The organism is Achromobacter sp. ACM02 (assembly GCF_014851605.1).
GTDB classification, from domain to species: Bacteria; Pseudomonadota; Gammaproteobacteria; order Burkholderiales; family Burkholderiaceae_B; genus Achromobacter; species Achromobacter aegrifaciens.
This window is the reverse complement of the sequence record NZ_JACUZY010000010.1, coordinates 231,156-253,270: the sequence shown is the minus strand read 5'-3', so window position 1 is coordinate 253,270 and position 22,115 is coordinate 231,156. Positions and strand designations below refer to the sequence as shown.

26 protein-coding genes are annotated in these 22,115 nt (G+C 62.7%); 12 read left to right on the top strand and 14 right to left on the bottom strand.

Annotated features, from left to right (window positions below; all coding sequences use genetic code 11):
- From IB258_RS27105 to IB258_RS30530, 6 genes are all read left to right on the top strand, one after another.
- Positions 1–667, top strand: a 667-nt coding sequence (locus IB258_RS27105; protein ID WP_225590529.1) for a hypothetical protein, incomplete at its 5' end; no start/stop codon positions are given.
- Between the two features lie 15 nt (positions 668–682).
- A complete protein-coding gene (locus IB258_RS27100) occupies positions 683–862 on the top strand; it encodes a hypothetical protein (RefSeq protein WP_192353447.1) in 180 nt (59 codons plus the stop codon).
- Entirely contained in the window at positions 855–2,117 is a 1,263-nt protein-coding gene (locus IB258_RS27095) for a pyocin knob domain-containing S74 family peptidase (protein WP_192353446.1), read from the top strand. The genes IB258_RS27100 and IB258_RS27095 overlap by 8 nt, the downstream gene beginning before the upstream one ends.
- A gap of 90 nt (positions 2,118–2,207) precedes the next feature.
- Positions 2,208–2,438, top strand: coding sequence for a holin (locus tag IB258_RS27090; protein WP_225590528.1), 231 nt, complete (start codon positions 2,208–2,210; stop codon positions 2,436–2,438).
- On the top strand, positions 2,435–2,974 hold the full coding sequence (locus IB258_RS27085; RefSeq protein ID WP_192353444.1) for a lysozyme: 540 nt from the start codon (positions 2,435–2,437) through the stop codon (positions 2,972–2,974). The genes IB258_RS27090 and IB258_RS27085 overlap by 4 nt, the downstream gene beginning before the upstream one ends.
- Positions 2,953–3,459, top strand: coding sequence for a lysis system i-spanin subunit Rz (locus IB258_RS30530; protein WP_255508615.1), 507 nt, complete (start codon positions 2,953–2,955; stop codon positions 3,457–3,459). Before IB258_RS27085 ends, IB258_RS30530 begins: the two co-directional genes overlap by 22 nt.
- Before the next feature lie 494 nt (positions 3,460–3,953).
- On the opposite strand, the gene IB258_RS27075 is transcribed toward IB258_RS30530, so the two are convergent.
- Positions 3,954–4,172, bottom strand: coding sequence for a CrpP-related protein (locus IB258_RS27075; protein WP_192353442.1), 219 nt, complete (start codon positions 4,170–4,172; stop codon positions 3,954–3,956).
- Between the two features lie 334 nt (positions 4,173–4,506).
- On the opposite strand from IB258_RS27075, the gene IB258_RS27070 reads away from it, so the two are divergent.
- Complete coding sequence (locus IB258_RS27070; protein ID WP_192353441.1) at positions 4,507–4,737, top strand: DNA-3-methyladenine glycosylase; 231 nt, start codon at positions 4,507–4,509, stop codon at positions 4,735–4,737.
- Positions 4,738–4,816: 79 nt separating this feature from the next.
- Here IB258_RS27070 and IB258_RS27065 read toward each other — a convergent pair whose 3' ends face one another.
- Positions 4,817–5,254 carry a hypothetical protein gene (locus IB258_RS27065; protein WP_192353440.1) on the bottom strand — a complete coding sequence of 146 codons (438 nt, stop codon included), beginning with the start codon at positions 5,252–5,254 and terminating at the stop codon, positions 4,817–4,819.
- 269 nt (positions 5,255–5,523) lie between these two features.
- The gene (locus IB258_RS27060; protein ID WP_192353439.1) at positions 5,524–5,685 is read right to left on the bottom strand and encodes a hypothetical protein; all 162 of its coding nucleotides are present in this window, start codon (positions 5,683–5,685) and stop codon (positions 5,524–5,526) included.
- A 150-nt stretch (positions 5,686–5,835) separates the two neighbouring features.
- Between IB258_RS27060 and IB258_RS27055 the strand changes: the two genes are divergently transcribed.
- The gene (locus tag IB258_RS27055) at positions 5,836–6,138 is read left to right on the top strand and encodes a hypothetical protein (RefSeq protein ID WP_149064103.1); all 303 of its coding nucleotides are present in this window, start codon (positions 5,836–5,838) and stop codon (positions 6,136–6,138) included.
- Entirely contained in the window at positions 6,122–6,406 is a 285-nt protein-coding gene (locus IB258_RS27050; protein WP_192353438.1) for a hypothetical protein, read from the top strand. The genes IB258_RS27055 and IB258_RS27050 overlap by 17 nt, the downstream gene beginning before the upstream one ends.
- Positions 6,407–6,860: 454 nt before the next feature.
- Here the strand turns inward: IB258_RS27050 and IB258_RS27045 are convergent, their stop codons facing one another.
- The 3 genes from IB258_RS27045 to IB258_RS27035 all read right to left on the bottom strand — a co-directional run bounded on the left by IB258_RS27045 (position 6,861) and on the right by IB258_RS27035 (position 10,826).
- A complete protein-coding gene (locus IB258_RS27045; protein WP_054453543.1) occupies positions 6,861–8,387 on the bottom strand; it encodes an FAD-binding oxidoreductase in 1,527 nt (508 codons plus the stop codon).
- Positions 8,388–8,394: 7 nt separating this feature from the next.
- Positions 8,395–9,762: a glycolate oxidase subunit GlcF gene (gene glcF / locus IB258_RS27040; protein WP_192353437.1), complete on the bottom strand. Its 1,368-nt coding sequence runs from the start codon at positions 9,760–9,762 to the stop codon at positions 8,395–8,397.
- Positions 9,763–9,869: 107 nt separating this feature from the next.
- Positions 9,870–10,826 carry a helix-turn-helix domain-containing protein gene (locus tag IB258_RS27035; protein ID WP_054453540.1) on the bottom strand — a complete coding sequence of 319 codons (957 nt, stop codon included), beginning with the start codon at positions 10,824–10,826 and terminating at the stop codon, positions 9,870–9,872.
- A 147-nt stretch (positions 10,827–10,973) separates the two neighbouring features.
- Here IB258_RS27035 and IB258_RS27030 point away from each other — a divergent pair, with 147 nt between their 5' ends.
- Together IB258_RS27030 and IB258_RS30620 are read left to right on the top strand one after the other, a co-directional pair.
- A complete protein-coding gene (locus tag IB258_RS27030) occupies positions 10,974–11,939 on the top strand; it encodes a tripartite tricarboxylate transporter substrate binding protein (RefSeq protein WP_192353436.1) in 966 nt (321 codons plus the stop codon).
- 224 nt (positions 11,940–12,163) lie between these two features.
- Positions 12,164–13,087: a class I SAM-dependent methyltransferase gene (locus tag IB258_RS30620; RefSeq protein ID WP_192330831.1), complete on the top strand. Its 924-nt coding sequence runs from the start codon at positions 12,164–12,166 to the stop codon at positions 13,085–13,087.
- A 336-nt stretch (positions 13,088–13,423) separates the two neighbouring features.
- On the opposite strand, the gene IB258_RS27020 is transcribed toward IB258_RS30620, so the two are convergent.
- From IB258_RS27020 to IB258_RS27010, 3 genes are read right to left on the bottom strand one after another with little or no spacing between them, the layout of a single operon-like run.
- The gene (locus tag IB258_RS27020) at positions 13,424–14,464 is read right to left on the bottom strand and encodes an XdhC family protein (RefSeq protein WP_054453536.1); all 1,041 of its coding nucleotides are present in this window, start codon (positions 14,462–14,464) and stop codon (positions 13,424–13,426) included.
- A gap of 2 nt (positions 14,465–14,466) precedes the next feature.
- Positions 14,467–16,758, bottom strand: coding sequence for a xanthine dehydrogenase family protein molybdopterin-binding subunit (locus IB258_RS27015; RefSeq protein WP_192353435.1), 2,292 nt, complete (start codon positions 16,756–16,758; stop codon positions 14,467–14,469).
- Positions 16,755–17,228, bottom strand: a complete 474-nt coding sequence (locus tag IB258_RS27010) for a (2Fe-2S)-binding protein (protein ID WP_054453532.1) — start codon at positions 17,226–17,228, stop codon at positions 16,755–16,757. The genes IB258_RS27015 and IB258_RS27010 overlap by 4 nt, the downstream gene beginning before the upstream one ends.
- Positions 17,229–17,624: 396 nt before the next feature.
- On the opposite strand from IB258_RS27010, the gene IB258_RS27005 reads away from it, so the two are divergent.
- A complete protein-coding gene (locus IB258_RS27005) occupies positions 17,625–18,014 on the top strand; it encodes an OsmC family protein (RefSeq protein WP_054453530.1) in 390 nt (129 codons plus the stop codon).
- Between the two features lie 39 nt (positions 18,015–18,053).
- Here IB258_RS27005 and IB258_RS27000 read toward each other — a convergent pair whose 3' ends face one another.
- From IB258_RS27000 to IB258_RS26980, 5 genes are all read right to left on the bottom strand, one after another.
- Entirely contained in the window at positions 18,054–18,659 is a 606-nt protein-coding gene (locus IB258_RS27000; RefSeq protein WP_192353434.1) for a hypothetical protein, read from the bottom strand.
- 64 nt (positions 18,660–18,723) lie between these two features.
- Entirely contained in the window at positions 18,724–19,842 is a 1,119-nt protein-coding gene (locus tag IB258_RS26995; RefSeq protein ID WP_175182058.1) for a glycosyltransferase family 4 protein, read from the bottom strand.
- Positions 19,817–20,773 (bottom strand): glycosyltransferase family 9 protein, encoded by a 957-nt coding sequence (locus IB258_RS26990; protein WP_192353433.1) that lies wholly within the window; start codon positions 20,771–20,773, stop codon positions 19,817–19,819. The genes IB258_RS26995 and IB258_RS26990 overlap by 26 nt, the downstream gene beginning before the upstream one ends.
- 183 nt (positions 20,774–20,956) lie before the next feature.
- Complete coding sequence (locus IB258_RS26985; RefSeq protein WP_054453523.1) at positions 20,957–21,307, bottom strand: hypothetical protein; 351 nt, start codon at positions 21,305–21,307, stop codon at positions 20,957–20,959.
- 215 nt (positions 21,308–21,522) lie between these two features.
- Positions 21,523–22,056: a DUF421 domain-containing protein gene (locus tag IB258_RS26980; protein ID WP_125472929.1), complete on the bottom strand. Its 534-nt coding sequence runs from the start codon at positions 22,054–22,056 to the stop codon at positions 21,523–21,525.
- Positions 22,057–22,115: the final 59 nt, after the last annotated feature.

The following is a 22,115-nucleotide window of genomic DNA, read 5'->3' as shown; positions in this document are numbered from 1 at the left end:
AACAGCAGCACACAGCCCAAAAAGGAGCGTAAAACAGCCAAATCTGTGGCAACCCTTTCCCAATCAAATTAGGGCTGGGTCAGTTTTCGATGCAAACGCTGGGTCAGTTTTCAGTGCAAACCAACACCCGGTGGTCTTCTTTCGGCCGACACAGCAGTTTTCGAGCATGCGAGCGTTGGTTCCGAATGGCAACGGGACCTACACGGTCAGCTTCGATGGCGCGGCGGTCGAATACTACATCTTCGACCGGCCCTGGGTAACGGGCGGCCCGCTCGATATCTGGGCCGAGGACGGGCGCCATATTTTCATGAGCACTGCCAAGCCGATGAACGTCTATCGGACGATGCAGATGGGGCGGTACTGGAACGCTGACGGCAGCGGCAGCGCGCCGTATGACGGCGTTGAGTACGGGGGGCTTCCCTTTGGGAAGTGGGCGTATTGCCCATCCTTCTACCGCCAAGGATATCAATGCCAGCGCGGGCCGAGCGGTGTCTGGACTTCCATCCTATGGGGTGAACAGTTCGCCGCCAGAAACAACGGCGTTTTTTCTAGATTCAGCCAGGTTCTGGGGAACTTCTACGGCTGGACGCCAATGACAGCAAACGGCTTTTACACGAAGTCCATAACCAACGACATGGCCTACATAGACGTGACGGGCTGGCTATAGCCTGGGGGGCAGATCATGCAAGAAGAAATTCATCAGGTACTCATGCAGAACATGGGCAACAGGCTGACGCCGGAGCTCATCAACGGGCTTACTGCGCGACTCGATTTGATCGGTATGAATACGGTCCAACTGGCCGTTGCCGCGGTGCGCGCCGAGCACGAAGCGAAGGCGCAGGAGGGGGCGGAAAATGGTTGATTACTCACAGTACGAAGTTGACCTGGACTCTCCCCAGCCCGGTGGAAGGCGAGGGGAATCTCCGCGCTCCGCATTCAAGAAGAAAAACGACTTTCTTTACGCCGTTCAGGAGGACATGAACAAGGCAGTTTTTCGGAACGGTAGCCTCACTGATCGAAACCTGAACAACGTTTACGAGCCAGGCGATCACAACTGCCCCTATACGGCAGACGCCACGCCCGAGCGCAACTATCCGACGAAGGCCGCCGGAAAGCTCCGGGTGACACGTTGGGGTGACAGGCGCGAGGATGTTATCCAGGAGTACATGGCGATTGATAACACGTCGTTCTACCGCTTCAACTACAGCGGCTGGAACGAGTGGCAGCGGGCATTGAAGTCGTCAGCGTCGCAAAACCGCATATTGCTGGACGGACCTCAAGCGACGCATACGGCGGGGACGGCATTTCAGACCACAACCCCGGCTGCATTGACGTGGCTGAACGTGGTGCCCGGGAGCGCCGGATTGGGGGCAGGTTTCCACGCATTCGCGCGGCCGACGGGGGAGTCGGAATACCTGCGGTTGGCCTGCGGCACTCTCGTCGCGACGTTTGCCACTGGTCGTACCGGGGTTGGCCCCAACTACCCAAGAATGGATTTCAACGTAGATCCCTTTGGGCTGGTGATGCGTCTGGATCCGGCCGGGGGGATTCTGTTTGGAGGCGAGCATGTCCCGCAATTGTCTAGCCGGGTTTCTGTCTCCTTTGAGGGGGGCGGCCAACAGTACGGAATTCAGATGCGTCCGCGTTCCACCGTGGACACGACATACCTGTCATTCCATAACTCTGCTGGCACCCAGATCGGGCATATCTCCGCCAACGGCGCGACGATCTACTACAGCACCACTTCGGACCGACGCGCAAAGGATGAAATCGAGGATGCTCCTCTGGAAAGCTGCGTTGAGCGCTTGCTTGCGGCTCGCGTGCGCGATTACCGGCTTTTGGCAAGTGGTGAGCGATTCCGGGGGTTTATCGCTGACGAATTGCAAGCCGCATTCAGGCAGGCCGTTATCGGCGAGCCAAATGACATGATGCAGATGCCGGGCATGAAGGAAGCGATTCCGAAGTTCCAGAGCGTTGACCCGTCGAAGATGGTCCCTGATCTGACTGGCGGCTTCCAGTGGCTGCATCAGCGCTTTCAGGAGATGGCGGACCGCATTGCGGCACAAGACCAAACCATTGCCGAACTGGTGGCCCAAAAGGGGAATGCAGCAGCGTGATCCGCAGGAAGTAAGGCGGTTACAGCGAGCCCGCATTGGCGGGCTTTTTTTCGTCCATACGGAGGCGCAATGCCCCAAAGGATCAAGGAAATGAAGCTGGACGATGCGGCCATCTACACCGCAAATCGAACGACAGACGTGGGCGCCGTCACTGGCGTGGTGGGTTGGGCAGCGCAAGTCAATTGGATTGGATGGCTAGGCGTACTTGTCGCGGTGATCGGGTTGCTGGCCAATTTGTACTACCAGCGCCGGCGCGACCGGAGAGAACAAGCGGAAAGTGACGCGCGGATGGCGGCACTAAAGGAGCGGTGCGAACTATGAAAACGGGAACTCGAATCACGGGCGGCGCTGCCGCCCTTATCGCTTCTGGTGTCCTCACTCTATTTTCGGCAGACCTGCAGCAATTTCTGGGGCGCTGGGAAGGAGAGGGCCAGAACACCGTGTATGCGGACAAATTGGCCAAGAGGCTGCCCACCGTCTGCAAGGGCATCACGAAGCACTCCAGCCCTTATCCCGTAGTGGTGGGCGACTATTGGTCGCCGGAGCGTTGCGCCGAGGTGGAGCGGATGGTGGTTGGCAAGGGGCAGCTCGACTTGGCCGATTGCATCCACGTGGCCATAAGCCAGCCGATCTTCGACGCGCTGAGTAGCCATTCGCATAACTTCGGTGTACCCCGTACGTGCGCGAGTCGGGCCGTCGGTTTGATCAATTCAGGGCGTGTAGCCGAGGGTTGCAATGCTCTGGCGCATGGCCCTGACGGCAAACCAGTCTGGTCGTATGCGGACGGGAAGTTTGTTCGGGGCCTGTACAACCGTCGACTTGAGGAGCGTGCACTATGTCTATCGGGACTGCGCTAATCGGCTGGAAGGGCTACGCCGCGGCGGTGCTGGCCGGCGCGCTACTGGCGGGCGGCGCGGCCTGGACGGCGCAAGGCTGGCGTTACGGCGCACAGATTGCCTCCATGCGGGCCGACGAGGCTGACCGCGTGGCGGAAGCCCAACGTCAGGCGCGGGAGATCATGCAGCGCCGGTACGCCGAAGTCGGCGAGATCAACGAACGGAATGCAAAGGCCGAATGGGCGGCCTACGGAGGGCTACGCAGTGCACAAACTAAGGATGAAGGCCTGCGGGCTGATGTTGACGCTGGCCGCCAGCGGCTGCACGTCAACGCCACATGCCCGGCCGCCAGTGGTGGAATGTCCGAAGCCCGAGCCGCCGCCCGCGTGGGTGATGGAGCCCGCCCCGAACTTGATCCAGCTGCTCGATCGGATTACTTCGCCCTTCGAGCCGGGATCCGACAGGTGACGGCGCAGTTGGAGGCATGCCAGGCGCGCTTACGTTGAGGGGCGAAAGATCTCTGTCAGTCTTAGGAAGGCCCGGAGTTGTCCTCCTTCCCATTGGATGGCTGCTTATGCGCGACAGCAACAGCTACCGCGCCACATGGCAGGCGGTACTTGCCAGATCCCAACCATTGAACCGGTTCGCCCGAGGGTAAGGAGCAAATATAGCTTCGTTCGGGCGCGCCTGAACCGGTATTCTTTGCGACGAGACGCCGCTCAATTCTGCACGTGGATCGATCAGGCATCTTGACGATGACGTCTGATAACCGAGTGCTTGAAGCCATGTTGTCTCCCTCCTCGATCGGCGCACCAGGATGCGGATCAAAGTCGCCACCTGGTGCATAGTCCTGTGGCTTCATATGAGTACCAGATGATGGTTCTGGGTTGCATCCGTCGCTTGGTGGTAAGGCGCTTCGGGCAGACCAAATGTATGAACTTGGGCATTCCGGTTCGTAACGAAAAGACGCCTCATCAAATGAGGCGTTGGAAAAATTGGGTCATGCATGACGCTTGTTGCCGGGCGGTGATACCGCCGACTGTCTAGCGACAGTTTCCATATCCCATCCGGCCTCCCATGCGTCAACTTTTGTCTGCCATCGGGTGGGAGATTCGCCGGTATGGCCCGGCATCGCCTGAGCTTTCAGGTAGGGGTTCTCCCAGCGAGTCAATCCTTGGCGGGCGGCCTGGGCTCCCTGCTTTCGGATGTAGTCATACATTTATGAACCCTCCAAAAGTGGATAGTCGAGTGGAAATTATGAAGCCGCTGGCGGGCTGTATGCAATAGTGTGTCAATACTAAGCGGCCTAGCGCGGCGCCATCCCCTTGCGCAGCGATTCCAACAGTTCGGCCGTCATCTGGTCGCGCTTTAGCACGGAGGGCTCCCGGCCCTGGCACACCAACCGGTCGTCATAGACTGCCTGGCGCGCTAACGTTAACGCGCGATAAGTTAACGCGCGATAAACATTTGTCAGGGGGGCGATTTAGGCACGGCACATGCGGACCGCAATTGGCATGTACCGCGGCGTGAGGCCGCGACAGACGGGGTGTACGATGGAACGCGACGAGCTTTTGGTTCAGATGGTTAGCAGGTCGGCGGAGCTTAGGGATTTCGGGGACTGGGTGGATATCCTGGGGAAGTACGCCGACTGCCTTGCTCAGGTTGGTACAAAGTTGACGCCTGACGAAGTGGAGAAATTTCTGGAGGTCGGAGCGGTTTTTTACCGCACATTGGCACGCGCGGAGGATTATCGCCAAAACTTTCGGTCGGAAATGAAAGATTAGGAGAGTCTAGCGTCGCCTTCATCCTCTAAGCCCGCGACCACTCCGTTCGCCGCGACCTTGCAAGCGTAGGTGAGGTTGTCTATCCAGCCTGTTTCATCGAGACGTCGGCGTGCATGCCGCGATCCAGATCGATTCCTGGCTCGGCCGCGCATTCTTGAAGGGCCAGTAGTTCGCCGGCAATTTCACCGCTCTCAATCCGACGAATGATGTCATCAAGTAGTAGCGTGCGGGAAGCGAACCCTAGGCCTGTGAGACCTCGCACGACCAGCTGATAGGCTAAGTTCGGCTCGGCTCCCTTCATAATGCCGAAGTAAAAAATCCTGCCTTGCTCATTCCTAAGCAACAGTTGTCCTGGGCGAGCGTAGATCCTGTATACGCGCCAAGGCGAGAGCATTGCAGCGTCCGGGGTTGAGGACTGTGCTGGGGAGGAATCGAGATGCTTGAACGACGTCCCGAATGAGACGAATTTCCGGCAAGCAGTAATGACGCGTAAAAATGACTTAGCTAAGAGCTTCATGATCGGGTCGGCCTAAATGAATCGAAGCGCGATACGGCCGCGATAAATGGCGAAGCAGTCGATCAAATCGAAGTTCTAATTTGGGGACCGGTCGGCCTGTACCGTGGCCTTTGAATAGCGCAGAAATATCGTGGGTCGAGATCGAATCACGACAACGCTGGCTCTCGCAATCGTGCGACGAGTCAGCGCCTGCTCACAAGTTTTCAGCCATCCATCGGCAGCTAGGCTGCTGCGTTCTCCGTGGATCTAGGCCGAACGCGTGCGATACGCTACTGAGGGGTGCGCTGCTTTATCGGATCATTTTGCGCTTGTTTACGCGCGGCTTCTTCTTTTTGCTCCTGACTTTGCTGCTCTTGCTGCTTGTTGGGCTGGTCGTCTTGACCAGGTTGAGAGGGGGGGCCAGCTGCGCTGAAGCGAGTGGGGAATGTCATGATGTGTGCCTCTTTAGTTGTCGTGGCGAGTGCCACGTATTCACAGTACGCTCAATGGCACGTAGGACCTACGACTGAATTGAAACAAGCGTAAGACCTGTGGAGGTACCTGCTCTACACTGACTTCATGCAACCGTCTTGGAGGCTGCCATGTCACAGTCAATGGGTATGAAAGCACTGGAGCGGTGGGACGACGAGGGGGGATCGCAGCTTGCCTCTCTTGCTAACTCGTTTGCTATCGAGGAGTTCGAGGCGTCTGAGTGTCGGATTTTGGCCTTCCTGGGGGCGTCCGTTTTGAGCCTGTGGGACGACCTTCCAGTTGATGCGCGCCAGCGGATGCTAAATCGTGAGATTGCTCAGGCAGCGTTCGACAAGTCGGTACTAAAAGTAAAGATTGCGCGTCTTGCTGCGGGAGATTTTTTTTCAGGGGATAGACATGAACCACGATCATGATGACTCTGAGATTGAGCGCTGGCTCAATGAAGGAGGGGTGCAATTTCCCACATTCGTTGAGTTGCTGGATCCAGGGGTGCTTGACGAAGGCGAGCGGCGAGTCATTGCGTGCCTTGGGGCAGCAATTTTGAGCATCTGGCACGAAGTGCCGACCGACATTCGAAGAATGGTGTTGCAGGGCGCGCTCAGCACTGCTACGTATGATGCTGCGTTGTTGAAGGGGAAGGTCGCGATGTTCTTGCGAGGGAGGCAAGGCTCGTTAAATTGAGCTCGGCGCCATCGCTCGCATTCAGGGAAATGCGGCACAACACATACGCACCTCCAGCAGGAAGGGGAAGGTCCAGTATAGGATCAGTCTAGGCTGGCGGCTTCGTCGGGGAAGCGTTCAAGATAGTAGACCGGCGCGCGGGCGCTCAAGACGATCAGGCGCTGCTGGGCAACGGGTAGGGCGTTGAATTCCGCCACTGTAAGGCCAGGGCCCCCTGCAAGGAGCCTAGACCGCCAGGCCAGTTTTCAGCACATACCTGCATTGAAGTCGGACGACGGGAGATTTGCGTTAGAACTGAACGCCCAAGAACCGCATAAATACGTGGGCCATAACTCCGATTTGTTCTAACGGCGGAAAAGAAAAGCCCAATAAGATCAATGTCTTATTGGGCTTTCATACGGGCCTTCTAAGCCTGAGGTCGGGGGTTCGAGCCCCTCCTGCCGCGCCAATATCTTCATTCGATCCCGTACTTCCCCGGCGCAATCACCCCATTCGGATCCAGGGCCGCCTTGATCGATGCGCAAGCTCGCACCAGCTCCGGCATGCGCTGCGCCTGGTGGAACTCGTGATACATCGTCGGCGCACGCCCCACGAAAATGCCTCGATCGGCGAACAGCTTGGCCAGTGTCCGGTAGCAGGCATCGGCGCGGGCGGTTTCGTCGGCGTCCTCGCGGTTGTAGATGATCGCGTGGATGGCGCGGGCGAATCGAGCGCCGCAAACGTTTGACAGCAGGTATTCCAGCCCGTGGTCGCGGCAGATGCGGCGTGCATCTGCCTGCAGGCTATTGACGATGTCACCCGCAACCGGGGAACCCGCCGACAGCCAGATCGCGCCGCCGCCCGGCCGCCAGCCCAGCATCTTCAATTCGCTGTCGGTCGGCACGCCGGTGTTGGAGTTGATGGCGATGTGCAGGGGGCCGATGTCCTCGGCTTCCTCCAGGGGAATCTGGCGTCCCTTGCCCGAGGCCAGGAAATGCTGGGCGATGCGGTCGATCTGGGGCTGTACGGCGGCGCGACTCGCGCCGTACACGGCGCCTGATACGGTCCAGGATCCCAGGTCATACTGCCTGCGCAGCGCGGCGCGGCCCTCGTCGGACAGCGCGTGTTTGCCGCCGCTGGCCGCGTATTCGGGGTTGGTGGCCGCCGAGGACAGCAGATACAGGTCGTTGGTGGCGCGGATCAGCGTCGGCACGAAATTGCTGAGCTTCAGCGGACGGATGCGTTCGACGATCTCCCCCAGATCTTCGTCGTCGGGGAAGGTGAAAAAGAAGGGTTCGATATGCGGCGGCCGGGGCATGAGCCACATGCCTACGCGGGTGACGATGCCAAAGTTGGATTGGGAAAACAGGCCGTCCAGCGTGGGGCCGAAGCTGTATTTGGAGACGTGCCAGTTGGGATGCGAGGAACCCGCCAGGCTGCCGTCGCCGGTGCGGATCACGTCGCCATTGCCGAGCACAACTTCCATGCCGCAACTCATGCCGAAGTGATCGGCGTAGGCGCCGCTGCCGCCGCCCTTGTCCAGGGCGTTGGCGAGGATGCTGCCCTGCGATGGACCTGCGGTCGGCGAGATCATCAGCTTGCTTTCCCGGCGCTGCAGCTCGTCGTGCATGGCGCGGAAGCTCACGCCGGGTTCGAGCACGCAATAGCCCAGCGTCTCGTTGACTTCCAGGATGCGATTCATGCGCCGGCCCAGGTCCACCACTACCTGGCCGGGACGGATGGGCGAGCGGGTGCCCAGACCGATGTTCTGACCATTGCTGATGGGATAGAGCTGAACGCGGAAGCGATTGGCCAGGCGCACCAGCGTTTGCACCGCCTCGGTCGAGTCGGGGTAGGCGACCGCGCCGGGGCGCACGTCGGCGCAGGGCAGGGTATGTTCGCCATAGCGTCCGAGGACGTCGTCACTCAGCGAGATCGCGTCCGCGCCAAGCTCGGCCGCCGCCGCATGGGCGAAATCTACGATAGGGTCATTGGAAGGCATACGTCTTTCACCACAGAAGATCGCCGCTGCCGGCGGTTGTCGGAACCGGCGTGGCCGCCGGCGTTGGAGTGTCGGCCGCCGCCTGCGGCGGCTTGGGCCGGAAGTCTTCAAGACCGCGTGGGGGCGGCCCGCCGGTGGCCCAGTCCAGCAGCTGGACCGTGTGCGCCACGGGCACCGGCGTGAAGCGCGAGATCTGCACCAGGCATCCCATGTTGCCAGCGGCGATCACGTCCGGTTGGCCGGCCGAGGCGTGGGCCGCCTTGCGTTGTCCCAGCCGGTCCGAGATGGCCGGCTCGAGGATGTTGTAGGTCCCCGCCGAGCCACAGCACAGATGCGATTCGGCGATATCGCGCACCTCCATGTCCAGCTTGCCCAGCGCGCGGCGCGGCGGCCGTTCGATTTTCAGGCCGTGCTTGAGTGAACAGGAGTCGTGATACGAAACGGCCAGGCCTAGCGCCGAGCCGCTGGCGGTCAGCGACAGACTGGCGGCGATTTGCGAGATGTCCTGAGTGGCCTCGACCACCAGGCGCACCTGCGTCGACAGTTCGGGGCGGTCAGAGAGTAGCTCTTCATAGCGTTTGATGACGGAGCCGCAGCCCGATGTGGTGCTGATGATGGCGTCGATCTGCCCCGCCAGCAGCGCGGTCGACCAGCTGCGGACGGCCTGTTCCATGTGCCGAGTGGCGGCCTCGCGTCGTCCCATGTGCAGTTCGAGCGCGCCGCAGCATTGCACGCCGGGCACGTTGACGACGGCGATGCCGGCGCGTGTGAGCAGCCGTTTGGCCGAGGCGTTGATCTCGGCGCCGAGCACCGATTGGGCGCAGCCGTCCAGCAGCGCGACGCGGCGCGTCGGGTTGGCGGGCGGCTGCGGAGCGGCTTCGGTGCGTGGCGCAAAAGCCGCGAGTGCGGGGGCGCTGGATAGGGAGGCCAACGCGCCCAACGGGCCGCCGAGGCGGCCGGAGGTGCCGCGCAGCAACCGGCCCGCGGCCGCGGCCGGACGCAGCAGCGCGGGGGTCGTCAGTACCCGGGCCAGCGCTGAGCGCAGCAAGCGCTGCGTCAGCGGGCGGGCCTTGCTTTTTTCGATGTGCTCACGCGCGCCGTCGATGATGGCGTGATACGAAACGCCGGCCGCGCAGGTGGTTTCGCACGACAGGCACGACAGGCAGCGGTCCAGGTGGCGCACGGCGGCCGGGCTGGGCGCTGCGCCGCTGTCCAGCATCTCGCGCGCCAGGGCGATCCGGCCGCGCGGTGAATCCAGCTCTTCGCCATCGAGCACGTAGGTGGGACAGACTGCGGTGCAGAAGCCGAAATGCACGCAACTCTCGGCGGCAGCGCGGACCGCGTCGGGGCGGTGAATGGTGATGGTCTTGGGCATGGTGCGACGGAAGCTTGCCGGCCAGGGCCGGGATGAAGCTCATTCTGCCGTCGGGCCGTGCGCGGGGCTGTGCCCAGCGCGTCAGTGGACGCCGCCCAGGGCGTCAGTCAGCCGCGGGTCTGCCCTTGCTTGAGCAGATTTACAGGCAATTCGCCGTATCGCTCGGAGAAGCGCCGCGTGAAGTGGGAGAGATTGTTGAAGCCGCAGGCGAAGGCGGCCTCGCTGACCGTGCGGGTCTTGCCGGCCGCCAGCAGCTCATGCGCGAGCGTCAGGCGGGCCTGCACCACGTAGGCTTCGAACGACAAGGCGGCATGCCGCGCAAACAGGCGGTGTAGGGTGCGGACCGATATGCGGCAGGCTGCGGCCACCGTTGCGGGCGACAGGTCCGGGTTGGCGATCGCCGTATCGATATGGCGCTTCACGCCGACGAAGCTCAGTTCGGTGGAAGGGGGCGCCGCGGCGTCCGCCAGGGATGCGCAATGCAGCGCCACGATTTCGATGACGGCATCCAGCAGCGTGTCGACGGTGCGGTCCTGCAGTTTCACCGTCGTATCGGTCAGCAGGCGCATGGCTTCGGTAAGCACGGGCGCGAACGGCATATCGGCCGGCAGGCTGGCCGGCGCGCGTAGCCGCCGCATGCCCGGGGCGCGCGCGCTCAAGGCGTGGCGTGGCAACAGCACCAGCCGGCGCGAGGTTGTTTCCGGGAACGTGATGTCGAACGCGGATCCGGTGTCGAGCAGCCCGAATTCTCCGGGCCGCAGGCACAACTGCTCGTCACCCTGGGACATCAAGGCGCTGCCCTGCAATTGCAGGCTGAGCATGATGTGATCGCCATTGAGACGGCTGACTTGCCGCTGGGAGCGGCGGATCATGTGCGGGGAGCTCGCGAAGTTCACGAGCCGGACTCCCGCGCGGTTCTGGCTGGACATGGTGCCGGCGAATCCGGCGTCGGGTTCGGCGCGGAATTCAGAATCCAGCACACCGGCGCAGACCGCATCCTGCCAGAACGCCAGGGCGTGCTGGCCGTGATCGTGGGTGCTCCAGTTGTGCCATTCAGGCGCCATTTCGGCTCCGGGGTCCGTTGCGTGCTGTCGCTGCCAGCGGCATCGGCTGGCACGTTGGGTCGTGCCCAATGTAGCGAGGCAGTGGAGAATGGGCCATCCGTGCATTCCCCAGTAACGGCGTACTGTGTTCAACGAATGGAGCGTGGCATGAAACGGTTTCTATCTTTGTGGGCAGGTGCAGTGCTCGCGTTGTCGGCTTTCTGTGTCGCGGCGCAAGAGTATCCGGCACGGCCCGTGCGCATGATCGTGGGCTTCGCGCCGGGCGGCGGCAACGATATCCTGGCCCGCCTGATGGCCGAGCAGTTGCAGCGCCGCCTGGGCCAGCCCTTCATCGTGGAGAACCGGCCGGGCGCCAGCGGCGCCATTGCGATCGGCGCTGTCAAGCGGGCCGAGGCCGACGGCTATACCTTGCTGGTGGGGCCGAGCAGCGGCATGACCGTCAATCCGGCCATCTACAACAACCTGGACTACGACCCGGTCGCCGATTTCGCGCCGATCTCCCTTGTCGGGGATATTCCGATGATCCTGACCGTCAAGGCTGAAAGCTCGGCGCGCTCGGTGGCCGATCTGGTCGGCCAGGGCAAGAAGAGCGGCAAGCCTCTGTTTGCAGGCTCGGGCGCCAACTCCTTCCAGCTCGCGACCGGACTCTTCGCCAAGCGCGTCGGCCTGGAAGCGGAGGTGGTCAACTACAAAGGGAACTCTGCCGTGGTCGCGGCCTTGTTGGCCAACGAGATCGACTTTGCGCTGATCGACACTGCGGCCGTATTGCCCCAGATTCGCAGCGGCCGGCTGAAAGCGCTGGCCGTCACGGGGGCGAAGCGCTTTACCTTGTTGCCCGACGTGCCCACTGTCGCGGAGTCCGGCGTGCCGGATTTCGCAATGTCATTCTGGTCGTCCCTGTACGCCCCTGCGGGCACGCCGCAAGCCGTCATCGAGAAGCTGCAGAGCGCCGTATCCGCAGCCGTGCGAGAGCCCGCCGTGGCCGATCGCCTGCTGGAACTGGGCATCGATCCTGTAGGTAGCGCACCGCAGGTCCTGGCCGATACCATGGCCCGGGAGATTCCGATGTATGCCGCGGCCGCCAAGGAGGCGAACCTGTCGCCAGTGCAGTAGGCGCGTGGAGCCGACCTGTCCGAATTTGTCCTTTGCTTTACTGCAACTGTCGACAGGCGGAAGCTGGCCGTCCGCCGGCTATGAGTGATAGGTGCTGACTCGATGACCTATATAATCCCGCAAGATATACAGGGGCACTTACGGGGACTGCTGGTGCGAGGTGCCGCATGGGCAGTTCTCCTATTAGGTGTGGTTATCGACACCATTGGATCGGGGATTGCTAGGTGGACGGCCAACAACTTTCGCAGTTCATCTCGGACGCTCAGCAGGCAGTGTGGGCGTCCCGGGAAGTCAGGGGACAACTACAGAAGAATCAAGTCGCCGTGATTCCGGCCAACTTCTATTCGAATATTCCGTCTTTAGAAGAGATATCCGAATCTTTCGAATACAAGGATGAGAATGTCCCCCCTTATTTGGATTCGGGAATTTTTGACTCTCTTAGCTTGCGAGATGAGCTGATCAATCTGGCGGACTACTCTGTTGATTTCGACCCACCTAAGGATGGCGATGTCGAGAATCCCACGGCTTTCTTCTGGAGCAATGACCAATTCCCATTCATTGACGGGATGGCATACCACGCTGTTCTGCGTAAGCTCAAGCCACGGAACGTGGTTGAGATCGGCAGCGGCTTTTCTTCCTTGGTGGCCCTTGAAGCGCTGCGTCGGAATGGTGTTGGCAAGCTGACCTGCATTGAACCGTTTCCCAGACGCTTCCTAGAAGATCGGGCGAAGAAGGGCGAGATACGCCTTATTCAGAAGAAGGCCCAGACGTTCGGCGATCTGAACGATTTCCTGGAAGATGGCGACGTGCTGTTCATCGACTCTACTCATACGGTGAAGATCGGTAGCGATTGCCTGCATCTGTATCTGCGCCTTTTGCCCAAAATCAAACGCAGGATCTGGGTACATGTGCATGACATCTTCCTACCTTTCGGCATGCCGGCAGACTGGGCGCGTGACCTGCATATCTATTGGACCGAGCAATACCTGTTGCTGGCATTCCTGCTGGATAATCCTAAGGCCACAGTGAAGTTTGGCGCGAAATATCACGAATATGTTGATAGAGAGTTTCTGGAGCGAACTTTCATGCATGGACGCTCCCCGTCGAACGGCGGCAGCCTCTGGTTTGAGTACGACGGCACCAAATAGTGCACGAATCATGAATAAAATGGCATGCCCGCTTTGGCGTTTTTCTCTACTTGGGGCGAGTATGCGAACCCGATTCAGGAGCATGCGCGTGCCTCAACACCAGGGCGCAATGGATGGATATTGGTGCCTCTGGCGCCATTCTTTTGGCGTGACGCGAAATGAGTTAAGGGTGGTGGGTGACCTCCCCCCTTAACTCCTCCCAGTTTCCACTCGGACCGCTCTAGCTATTTGATCAGTTCCTTGCTGTCCAGGTGTGTATGGCACACACCTGAGTGCTCCGAGCCATGTCTTGCACGGGGCTTTTTATTTACCCTTTCACTACCCAGGGCGCGATGCTCATGGCGTCAGGGGTTGGGTCATCGCCACGGGACCGTGTGCTGCAGGTAGCCCCCGGCAAGAACCATCGACGATGGCAGGCAATACAACCCCGTTCTTCACGGCAAGTATCTCCGCCATGATGCTCACCGCGATTTCCGCGGGCGTCCTGCTGCCGATATTGATGCCGACTGGCGCATGCAGCCGTTCCAGGGATGCGGCGGTTTCGCCGAAATGCTCCATGAAGCGTTGCCTGCGGATGCCCGTATTGCGGCGTGAACCGATGGCGCCCACGTAAAACGCCGGGCTGTGCAGCGCTTCCAGGAGCGCGAGGTCGTCCAGCTTGGGATCGTGGCTCAAGGCGACGATGCAGGTGCGCGTGTCGGGGGCGAGGGCCAGGACGGCGTCATCGGGCATTTCCCGCGTGATGCGCACGCCGGGCACGGACCAGCTGCCCACTTGTTCTCCGCGCGGATCGCAGACGGTCACCGCAAAGTCGTTGAACAAGGCCATGGTGGCCAGGTATTCCGCCAATGCGCCTGCGCCGATGAGCAGCATCCGGTACTGCGGCCCCAGCGTGGAACAAAGCGTCGCGCCGTCGAATTGCACTGTGGCGGGCGTCGAGGCCGGCGCCAATGTCACCGCTCCGGTGGCTACGTCAACGGTGCGCTGGACCAACTGGCCGGATTCGAGCCGCCGGACCAGGGCGTCCAGTGTTTCGTAGTCCGGCTGGAACTCCAGCAGCAGCTCCAGCGTGCCGCCGCAAGGCAGTCCGAACCGGCGCGCTTCGTCGGCTTCGATCCCGTAGCGCACCAGTTCAGGCGCGCCTTGCGCGATGGCGCCTGTGCCATGGGCGCGGGTGTATCGATGAATCAGGTCGTCTTCGATGCACCCGCCCGAAACAGAGCCGACGCAGCGCCCGTCTTCGCGTAGCGCCATCATGGAGCCGACGGGGCGCGGGGAGGAGCCCCAGGTCTTGACCACCGTGGCCAGCAGCAGCCTGTGCCCGTCCGCCAGCCAGGCGCGGGCTTCGCGCAACACGCGGACGTCGACCGTCTCCATGCCTAGGCTACCCTGCGCACCGGCAGGCTGCGGATCCGCTTGCCGGTGGCGGCAAAGATGGCATTGCACAGCGCGGGCGCCACGGGCGGCACCGGGGGCTCGCCCACGCCGCCAGGAGGCAGGGAGTGATCGTCGTTGACCAGATGCGTGCGGATCACGCGCGGCGAGGCGTTGTGGCGCAGCACTTCATAGTCGTGGAAGTTGCTCTGCTTCACGCGGCCGCGTTCGAACGTGATCTCGCTGGCAAGGGCAAGGCCCAGGCCCATGATGGCGCCGCCTTCCATCTGCGCGCGGATGCGTTCGGGGTTGATTTGCGGACCGCAGTCCATCGCCATGTCCACGGCCACCACGCGCACCTCGCCCTTTGCATCCACGGCCACCTCGACCACGGTGGCGGTGTAGCTCATGAAGCTGTAGCAGAATGCCAGCCCAAGGCCGTGGCCCTGGGGCAGTGTTCTGCCCCATTCCGCGCCTTTGCAGGCCGCTTCGATCACGCCGCGCAGGCGGCCCGTGTCGTAGGGATAGAGCTCGGGGGATTCTGAGTAGTTCCAGGTGTCGGCCATTGTGCCCGGGTCGATCCTGCGCGCCGGGCCGATGAGGTCGAGCGCGAAATCCTTGGGGTCCTTGCCCGCGCGGTGGGCCAATTCGGCGATGAAGCACTGGGCAGCGTAAGCGTGCGGAATGTTGGCTACCGAGCGGAACCAGCCAATACGGGCATGGGCCTCCACTTCGGCCGTTTCCACCCGGACGTTGGGAATGCGGTACGGCATGTTGATGGCCGACATGGCCGATTCGAAGAGCTGCTGGCCCTTGGCGCCTTCCGAAAAGAGGGAGGCGATGGTGGGGGCGGCACTGCGGTGCAGCCAGGACTGGACCTGGCCGTTCTTGTCCAGAACGGCCTCCAGGCGTTCGACCGACACGGTATGCAGATAGTCATGATGAATGTCGTCCTCGCGAGTCCACACCAGCTTGACTGGCGTGCCTTCGGGCATGGCGCGGGCGACGATGGCTGCCTCGTCCACGAAATCGGGCTTGGACTTGCGGCCGAACCCGCCGCCCAGCAGCAAGACATTGACCGTGACGTCGGCGGGCTCCAGTTTCAGCCGGGCGGCGACGGCATCGCGCGCGGCGATGGGGTTCTGGATCGACGTCCAGACCTCGGCGCGGCCATCCTTGATCCGGACGGTGGCCGCTGGCGGTTCCATCGAGGCATGGGCCAGATGGGGAACGTAGTACTCCGCGGCGACGCGCTCGGCTTCGGGCGCCTTGGCCCAGGCTTGCGCGGCATCGCCCTGGCTGCGCATGGTCTTGCCGGGCTTGCGCGCTGCCGATTCCAGCGTCTGGCGGTAGGCGCTTGAGTCGTAGCTGCCGTTGGGGCCATCGTCCCATTCGATTTGCAGCGCGTCGCGGCCTTGGCGGGCCGCCCAGGTGTTGCGCGCGACGATTGCGACGCCGCCCAGGGGCTGGAATGCGGGCGCCCCTTGCATTGGCGGAATCTCCACGACCTTCAGCACGCCGGGCACGGCCAGCGCCTTGGCGCTGTCGAGACGGCGCAGCTTGCCGCCGACGACAGGAGGACGTGCGACGACGGCATAGACCATGCCTGGCAGGCGCATATCCATGCCGTAGCTGGCCTGGCCCTTGCCGATGGCCTCCAGGTCCACCAGGCGCACGTGCTCCTTCCCGATATAGCGGAACTCGGCCCGATCCTTGAGCTTGAGGGCATCGCCCGCGGGAACCGGCTGTTTGGCCGCGTCCGCTGCCAACTCGCCATAAGTCAACCGGCGCCCGGAGGGCTGGTGCAGCACCTCGTGTTGCACCGCTTTGACCTCGGCCACAGGAACCGACCAGCGCGCTGCCGCCGCTGCTTCGAGCATCTGGCGGGCGGCCGCACCGACGCGTCGCATGGGCATCAGGAAGTGCCGCACGCTGCGCGAGCCATCCACGTTCTGGTTGCCATAGCGCGCTTCATCGGCCTGCGCCTGCATGACCTTGACGCGGTCCCAGCGCGCTTCCATTTCGTCGGCCACCACCATGGGCAGGCTGGTGCGCACGCCCGTGCCCATTTCGGCGCGGTGCGCGACGATGGTGACGGTGCCGTCCGCGGTGATGCTGACGAAAACCAGCGGGTCGTTAACGGTGCCGCCGGGCATGCTGTCAGCGCCGTACTTCTGGGCGGGGGACTCGGCGGCCCAGGCTGCCGTGATCAAACCCCTGGCCGTGACCGTCAGGGTGAGCGCGCCCAAGGCGCCCTGCAGAAAGCCGCGCCGGGAAAGTTGAGCGGTGTGCGTCATTGCTTGCCTCCCTGGGCGAGGAGCCTGGCCGCCTGCTGGATGGCTGCGCGGATGCGAGGATAGGTGCCGCAACGGCAGATATTGCCGCTCATGGCGTCCTCGATGTCTTGGTCGGTCGGCTGCGCCGAGACCTTGAGCAGGCTTACCGCCGTCATGATCTGGCCCGCCTGGCAGTAGCCGCATTGGGCAACGTTCTGTTCTATCCAGGCCTGTTGCACCGCCCGGCCGACCGCATCCGCCTCTATCCCTTCGATGGTCGTGATGCTGTGGCCTGCCACGGCGGAGAGCGGGGTGACACAGGACCGGATGGGCGCGCCGTCCATGTGCACGGTACAGGCGCCGCACAACGCCATGCCGCACCCGAATTTGGTGCCGGTCATGCCGAGTTCATCCCGTAAAGTCCAGAGCAAGGGCGTTTCGCCCGGGACGTCGATATCCTTGGCCTGGCCATTGATTTGAAGTTGGGTCATGGAGGAATCCTTGGTGGGCGGGCATGGCAGGCGAAAGCTTGCCTGAACCGTGAGTGAATCACTTTTTCAAATCGGAATTCTGCCTAAAAATTCAAAAAATCTGCCTAATTGTTCCAGACAGAACTTAAGGGCGACGAGCCAGAGCTGGCGCCTGGAGCCCACGCGAACGGCTCCTTCGGATCGTCGAGGGTCAGCCCCGAGGATGTTACGCCTTCGGCCGGCCCGTCGGTGAGCACGGTGTATCCGTGCTGCCAGGTCGCGTGCAGGCCCATTTTTTCGGTTGCGCTGCAATGACGTCCACCCTGTCACATCCCATACCAGCATCTCCGCTGGCCTTCCCCGGTCCCCGATCCAGGCCTAGCCTGTCGGCTCTTTCATCTTCGACAGGAGACCCGCATGGTGAAGGCGAAACGGGTGGGCGTGCCCTATGGCGTGGAAGTAACGAACGGCCAAAACGTCCTGCTCTCCGACACGCAAAAAGACGGCAAGGGAGGAACCGCGGGCATGCGGCCGCACGAACTCCTTGAAAGCGCGCTAGCGGCCTGTGTCTGCATGTCCATCGGCATGGCCGCGGACCGCGCCGGCGTTGCGTTGCCCGAGGCGACGGTGCAGGTGGACATCGATAGGCTGGATGACGAAACCGGATTCGAGGTGAGTTTGCGCTTCGCTGCGGCGCTGACGGCGGCGCAGCAGGATCTGGTTCGCGACGCGGCGCAGGCATCGCCGGTTGCGCGCACGTTGGGCAAGACGGTGCGGGTGCGGCCAGCTGTGTTCCTGGTGGCCTGAAGAGGATGCGGGCAGAACGCGCTTCTGCCCGAGGCTCACCTACTGCCCGAACTCATAAACATAACTATTCGCCGACCCTGCCGCTTGGTTGTACAGCGGGCACCAGCCGTTGACCGGGGCCACTTCGCAATACCGGTTGCGGCCATACACCTGGGCGATCTTCCAGTCCTGAGTCTTGTCGGCGCGTTCCAGCAGGTACTGCATGCGCACGCCGCGCTCCTTGCGGTCGCGTTCGTCGTTGTCCACCGGAAAGCCGGGCGTGGAGGGCGTGGTGTTGCGGATCTGGGCGACGACGAAGGCGCGCGTGTCGGATTGGACATCGACGTTGACGACACTGCGCTCGTAGATCTCGACGCTGCATTTTTGGTCGCCGTTCTGCCGGGCCTGCAGCTGTGCGGTGCTCAGCGCGTCTTCGGCGGCGCTGAAGGGACGGTAGAGTTCGGCCAGTTCCTTGCAGGCGGTGGCGGTATAGCGGTCGTGCGCGTCGCGCACCTGCCACCAGGATTTCACCGCCGCTTCCGGCGTGTTGGCGGCCAGCTGCAGTTGCGGCGTGGCGGCTTGAAGCCGTTCCCAGGGGGTCTCTTCCTGCTTGGAGCAACCCGTCAAGGCGATTGCCAGAACGAGCAGTAGGGCGGGCTTGGTCACGGTACTGAATCTGGTAAACAAATCGGGGGCACCATGATACCCCTTCCGCCGTGGCGCCCGCCCTTCAGGCGGGGCGCAATGCCCGCTTGTACGCTTCCAAGGTGCTGAACATCTTGCCCGCAAGCCGGAAATTGGCTTCGGCGTAGGCCCGGGCGTTACCGATCATGGCTTCGGTTTGTCCCGGATCGCTGCGGATTTGCATGATGCGGTCCGCGTAGCCGGCGACGTCGCCCGGCGCAGCCAGCCAACCGGTCTGGCCCGGCGTGACGATTTCCGGCAATCCGCCCACGTCGCTGGCGACCACGGGGCGGCGCGTGGCGAACGACTCGGGTACCACGCGCGACCAGGCTTCGGTGGCCGAAGGCACCAGCACCACGTCGGCGGCGCGGATCATCTCCGCAATATTGTTGCGATGACCGGCGAACACCACATGTTCGGAAATGCCCAGATCCACGGTCAGCTGGTGCAGCGCATAGGCATAGGGCTTGGTGCTGGCGGTGGGCATGCCGACCACCAGCGCGATGGCGGGCAGGCCCTGGCGGCGAAGCCGGTGCACCACGCGCAACAGATCGGACTGGCCCTTCTCGGGACGCAGCATGCCTATGGTGGCAATGACGCAGGCGCTGTCGGGGGCACGGATGCCCAGTGCTTGCCGGGTGCGCAGGCGTGACTGCGGCGTGTCGCCGGATTGGAAGAATTCGTCCGCGGCCCATTCTCCGACCACGCTGATCCGCTGCGCGGGCGCCAGGCGCGCCGCGACGAGTTCCTGCTTGCCCAGCAGGCTGGTCGCGATGACGTGGTCGCAGCCGATTTTCCATTCCAGCCGGCGACGCGGCGAGGAAGGCATGGGCTTGGCGAAGTGGCGCGTCCTGACGACCGAGCACAGGTCGCGGCACAGCGCGGCGGTCTTGCCGTCGGCGCGACTGTGGCTGTCGATCAGGTCGATGCGCAGCGTCTTGACCGCGCGCCGCAGCTTCAGGACCGTGGCCGGCGAGTAGGCGACGTCGAAGTCTATGTCCACGGCGCGCAGGCCGCGCTGCCGGGCTTCGCGCCCGATTTCGCTGTCCGCCGGAGCCGCGATCGCCACTTCGTAGCCATGGCGCTGCAGCCAGGAGGATTGCTCGAGGACGCGGAATTCCAGCCCGCCCAGGCTGCGCTCAGCCAGCGTATGCAGGATGCGCATGATGCTCCAGGACTTTGCGGCAGGCGCCCAGCACATCGTCGGGCGTGATGGAATTGATGCCGTCGCGGGGATGGCGGGGAACGACCGCGGCGGAGTAGGGGCGATCCCAGAACCACTCCGGGTTGGACTCGTTGAATACGCCCACGTAGGGCACGCAAGCGCCTTGGGCGATATGCGACGGGCCGCAATCGTTGGCCACGATCAGGCGCGCACGCAGCATGAGAGCGCTGAGCTCCGGCACCGAGCGGCAGTAGGCGATGGAAAATTCAGGACGCCGCATGGCTTCCAGCTTGTCGCGTTCGATGACCTCTTGTTCTCCCAGCACGAACAGGTAGCGGGTGTCCGGGCCCAGCAGCAGCTTTAGCCTCTCAGCCAAGCGCAGGTAGTTCAGCAGGCTCCAGCGCTTGAACGCGCCAGACCCGCCGCCCGGGATCAGGACCACGTCGGCCCCCTGCTTGGCATGCTGGTGCGGCTGGGCCAGCGTCTGGAAGCAGCGGCGCGCCACGGCCTCGGCGTCGAACTGCCGGTACGACGCCAACAGCCGGAGATTGGCCAAGCCGATGTATTCGGCAACGCTCTTGCGATGGGAGTGCGTCCAGGCCAGGTCGCTCATCCGCGCGTTGTGAAAGCCGAAGCGCATGGTTGGCCGGCGCAGCAGGTTGATCAGGCCGAAGCGTTCGCTGCTGTGATGCAGGCTGACGCAAACCGGGGTGTGCTTCTTGAGCGTGCGCAGATAGTCACCGAACGTGGCGGCCCGGACGAACTCGTCGACCCAGGGCACGCCGCGGTAGAAGCCGGCCAGGTCGTCGCGGGCCACCACCCGGATCCGCCTGGAAGCCCACCAGGTTTTCAGTTGATAGAGCGCCGGCAGGGCGACGATCTGGTCGCCCAGCCGGGGCTGGCTTCTGACATAGACGACGACTTCCGACATGGGCAACCTCGCTTGCACGGCAGTTTTTTGGAGGTCCGCAGACCGCTGCCGCGCAATGTATCGATCCAGTCGAATGAATCTTTCCGAGGTCTTTTAAGGAGTGTGAAGAACCTGCCGGACGTGCTTTACACAACTAAACAACTACGCCCGTATGCGGTTCGCGTTCACGTCGTCGTTGCGCGCTTACTTGGAACCGCCCGAGTTCGGGTAGCCCGGAGGCGGCGCCGCGCCACCGCCCTTGGTACTGGGCACGTTGTCGTTGGCTTCGCGGTGGCGACCCTGCTTGTCGGTCTTGTGCATGTCCGACCGGGTGTGGTCGCTCTTGTTCAGGTTGGGCGGGTTGGTCGGCGTGTTCGGCGTCGCATTTGGCGCGGGCGGCTTCTGTCCGGGCGGCACGGGCTGGTTGGGGGGGACGGCGGTGCTGTCGTTGGGCGTGTTGGACGGCGAGGTGGGCATGGCTGACTGCGCCAGCGCACCGGCCGAAGCCAGTCCGGCGGACAGGGCCAGCGCGTAGGTGAAAGCTCGGATTTTCATGAGTACGCTCCTATGTGGGAAATGCTGGAACCTATCCGCAAGCGTCATGCCCGGCTGCGCACGGCTCTCGGTGATCCTGAAAGGAAAGGTGCTTTGCCCTGTGAACGCCTCGCGTCGCTAGCGGGCGTTCCATCCCAAGCTCGAACGCACCGGAAAAATATACCGATTCGCGCCGCTTCCTCGCCGGTCGTGCGCATTCCTGCTGCGGGTGGACGCTAACCGCAGGCATCGTCGTCTTCCAGCGTGGAGGCGCCCGCCTTGGAGCGCTCTTGCACGCGGACCACACTGAACTCTCCTGTTGCCTCCAGATAGGCTCTTTCGACCTCAGCCAGGTTGGCGACGCCTTTCAACCTTAGTTGCTCCATCAGTTCGCTGCGGGTGATGTGCTCTTTCCTGAGTCCATGGACCAGCACTTTGCCGGACCGGATCAGGCAGACGCGCTGTGGCTCAAGCAGGCGACGCAAGGGAGGAACGTAATAGCCCACCCGATCCAGCAGGTAGCTCCAGCCGACTATGGTGGCGACAACGATGATGCCGTCCCCCATGGAGTACGAATCGCCCGACATGGCATTGCCCGCGGCATCCGCCACCAAGACCAGCACCAGCATGTCCGCCATTCCCAGGGAGCCCATGTCACGTCTGCCGGAAATACGCAGCAACGCGTACAGCACCCAATACATGGTCGTGCCGCGGATGATCATTTCGGCAAAGCCCGCCTGCAACTCGAAGATTTGGGCGAATTTTTCCATGGCGTTTCGATAGCAAGCGCCGTGCCGCGTGCGGGCAGCGCAGGCACAGACGCAGTTGG

Excerpts from the sequence above, each read along its gene's own strand:
- IB258_RS27100 (WP_192353447.1), top strand. The coding sequence starts at position 683 with ATGCAAGAAGAAATTCATCAGGTACTCATGCAGAACATGGGCAACAGG.
- IB258_RS27095 (WP_192353446.1), top strand. The coding sequence starts at position 855 with ATGGTTGATTACTCACAGTACGAAGTTGACCTGGACTCTCCCCAGCCC.
- IB258_RS27090 (WP_225590528.1), top strand. The coding sequence starts at position 2,208 with ATGAAGCTGGACGATGCGGCCATCTACACCGCAAATCGAACGACAGAC.
- IB258_RS27085 (WP_192353444.1), top strand. The coding sequence starts at position 2,435 with ATGAAAACGGGAACTCGAATCACGGGCGGCGCTGCCGCCCTTATCGCT.
- IB258_RS30530 (WP_255508615.1), top strand. The coding sequence starts at position 2,953 with ATGTCTATCGGGACTGCGCTAATCGGCTGGAAGGGCTACGCCGCGGCG.
- IB258_RS27075 (WP_192353442.1), bottom strand. The coding sequence starts at position 4,172 with ATGTATGACTACATCCGAAAGCAGGGAGCCCAGGCCGCCCGCCAAGGA.
- IB258_RS27070 (WP_192353441.1), top strand. The coding sequence starts at position 4,507 with ATGGAACGCGACGAGCTTTTGGTTCAGATGGTTAGCAGGTCGGCGGAG.
- IB258_RS27065 (WP_192353440.1), bottom strand. The coding sequence starts at position 5,254 with ATGAAGCTCTTAGCTAAGTCATTTTTACGCGTCATTACTGCTTGCCGG.
- IB258_RS27060 (WP_192353439.1), bottom strand. The coding sequence starts at position 5,685 with ATGACATTCCCCACTCGCTTCAGCGCAGCTGGCCCCCCCTCTCAACCT.
- IB258_RS27055 (WP_149064103.1), top strand. The coding sequence starts at position 5,836 with ATGTCACAGTCAATGGGTATGAAAGCACTGGAGCGGTGGGACGACGAG.
- IB258_RS27050 (WP_192353438.1), top strand. The coding sequence starts at position 6,122 with ATGAACCACGATCATGATGACTCTGAGATTGAGCGCTGGCTCAATGAA.
- IB258_RS27045 (WP_054453543.1), bottom strand. The coding sequence starts at position 8,387 with ATGCCTTCCAATGACCCTATCGTAGATTTCGCCCATGCGGCGGCGGCC.
- glcF (WP_192353437.1), bottom strand. The coding sequence starts at position 9,762 with ATGCCCAAGACCATCACCATTCACCGCCCCGACGCGGTCCGCGCTGCC.
- IB258_RS27035 (WP_054453540.1), bottom strand. The coding sequence starts at position 10,826 with ATGGCGCCTGAATGGCACAACTGGAGCACCCACGATCACGGCCAGCAC.
- IB258_RS27030 (WP_192353436.1), top strand. The coding sequence starts at position 10,974 with ATGAAACGGTTTCTATCTTTGTGGGCAGGTGCAGTGCTCGCGTTGTCG.
- IB258_RS27020 (WP_054453536.1), bottom strand. The coding sequence starts at position 14,464 with ATGGAGACGGTCGACGTCCGCGTGTTGCGCGAAGCCCGCGCCTGGCTG.
- IB258_RS27015 (WP_192353435.1), bottom strand. The coding sequence starts at position 16,758 with ATGACGCACACCGCTCAACTTTCCCGGCGCGGCTTTCTGCAGGGCGCC.
- IB258_RS27010 (WP_054453532.1), bottom strand. The coding sequence starts at position 17,228 with ATGACCCAACTTCAAATCAATGGCCAGGCCAAGGATATCGACGTCCCG.
- IB258_RS27005 (WP_054453530.1), top strand. The coding sequence starts at position 17,625 with ATGGTGAAGGCGAAACGGGTGGGCGTGCCCTATGGCGTGGAAGTAACG.
- IB258_RS26995 (WP_175182058.1), bottom strand. The coding sequence starts at position 19,842 with ATGCGCATCCTGCATACGCTGGCTGAGCGCAGCCTGGGCGGGCTGGAA.
- IB258_RS26990 (WP_192353433.1), bottom strand. The coding sequence starts at position 20,773 with ATGTCGGAAGTCGTCGTCTATGTCAGAAGCCAGCCCCGGCTGGGCGAC.
- IB258_RS26985 (WP_054453523.1), bottom strand. The coding sequence starts at position 21,307 with ATGAAAATCCGAGCTTTCACCTACGCGCTGGCCCTGTCCGCCGGACTG.
- IB258_RS26980 (WP_125472929.1), bottom strand. The coding sequence starts at position 22,056 with ATGGAAAAATTCGCCCAAATCTTCGAGTTGCAGGCGGGCTTTGCCGAA.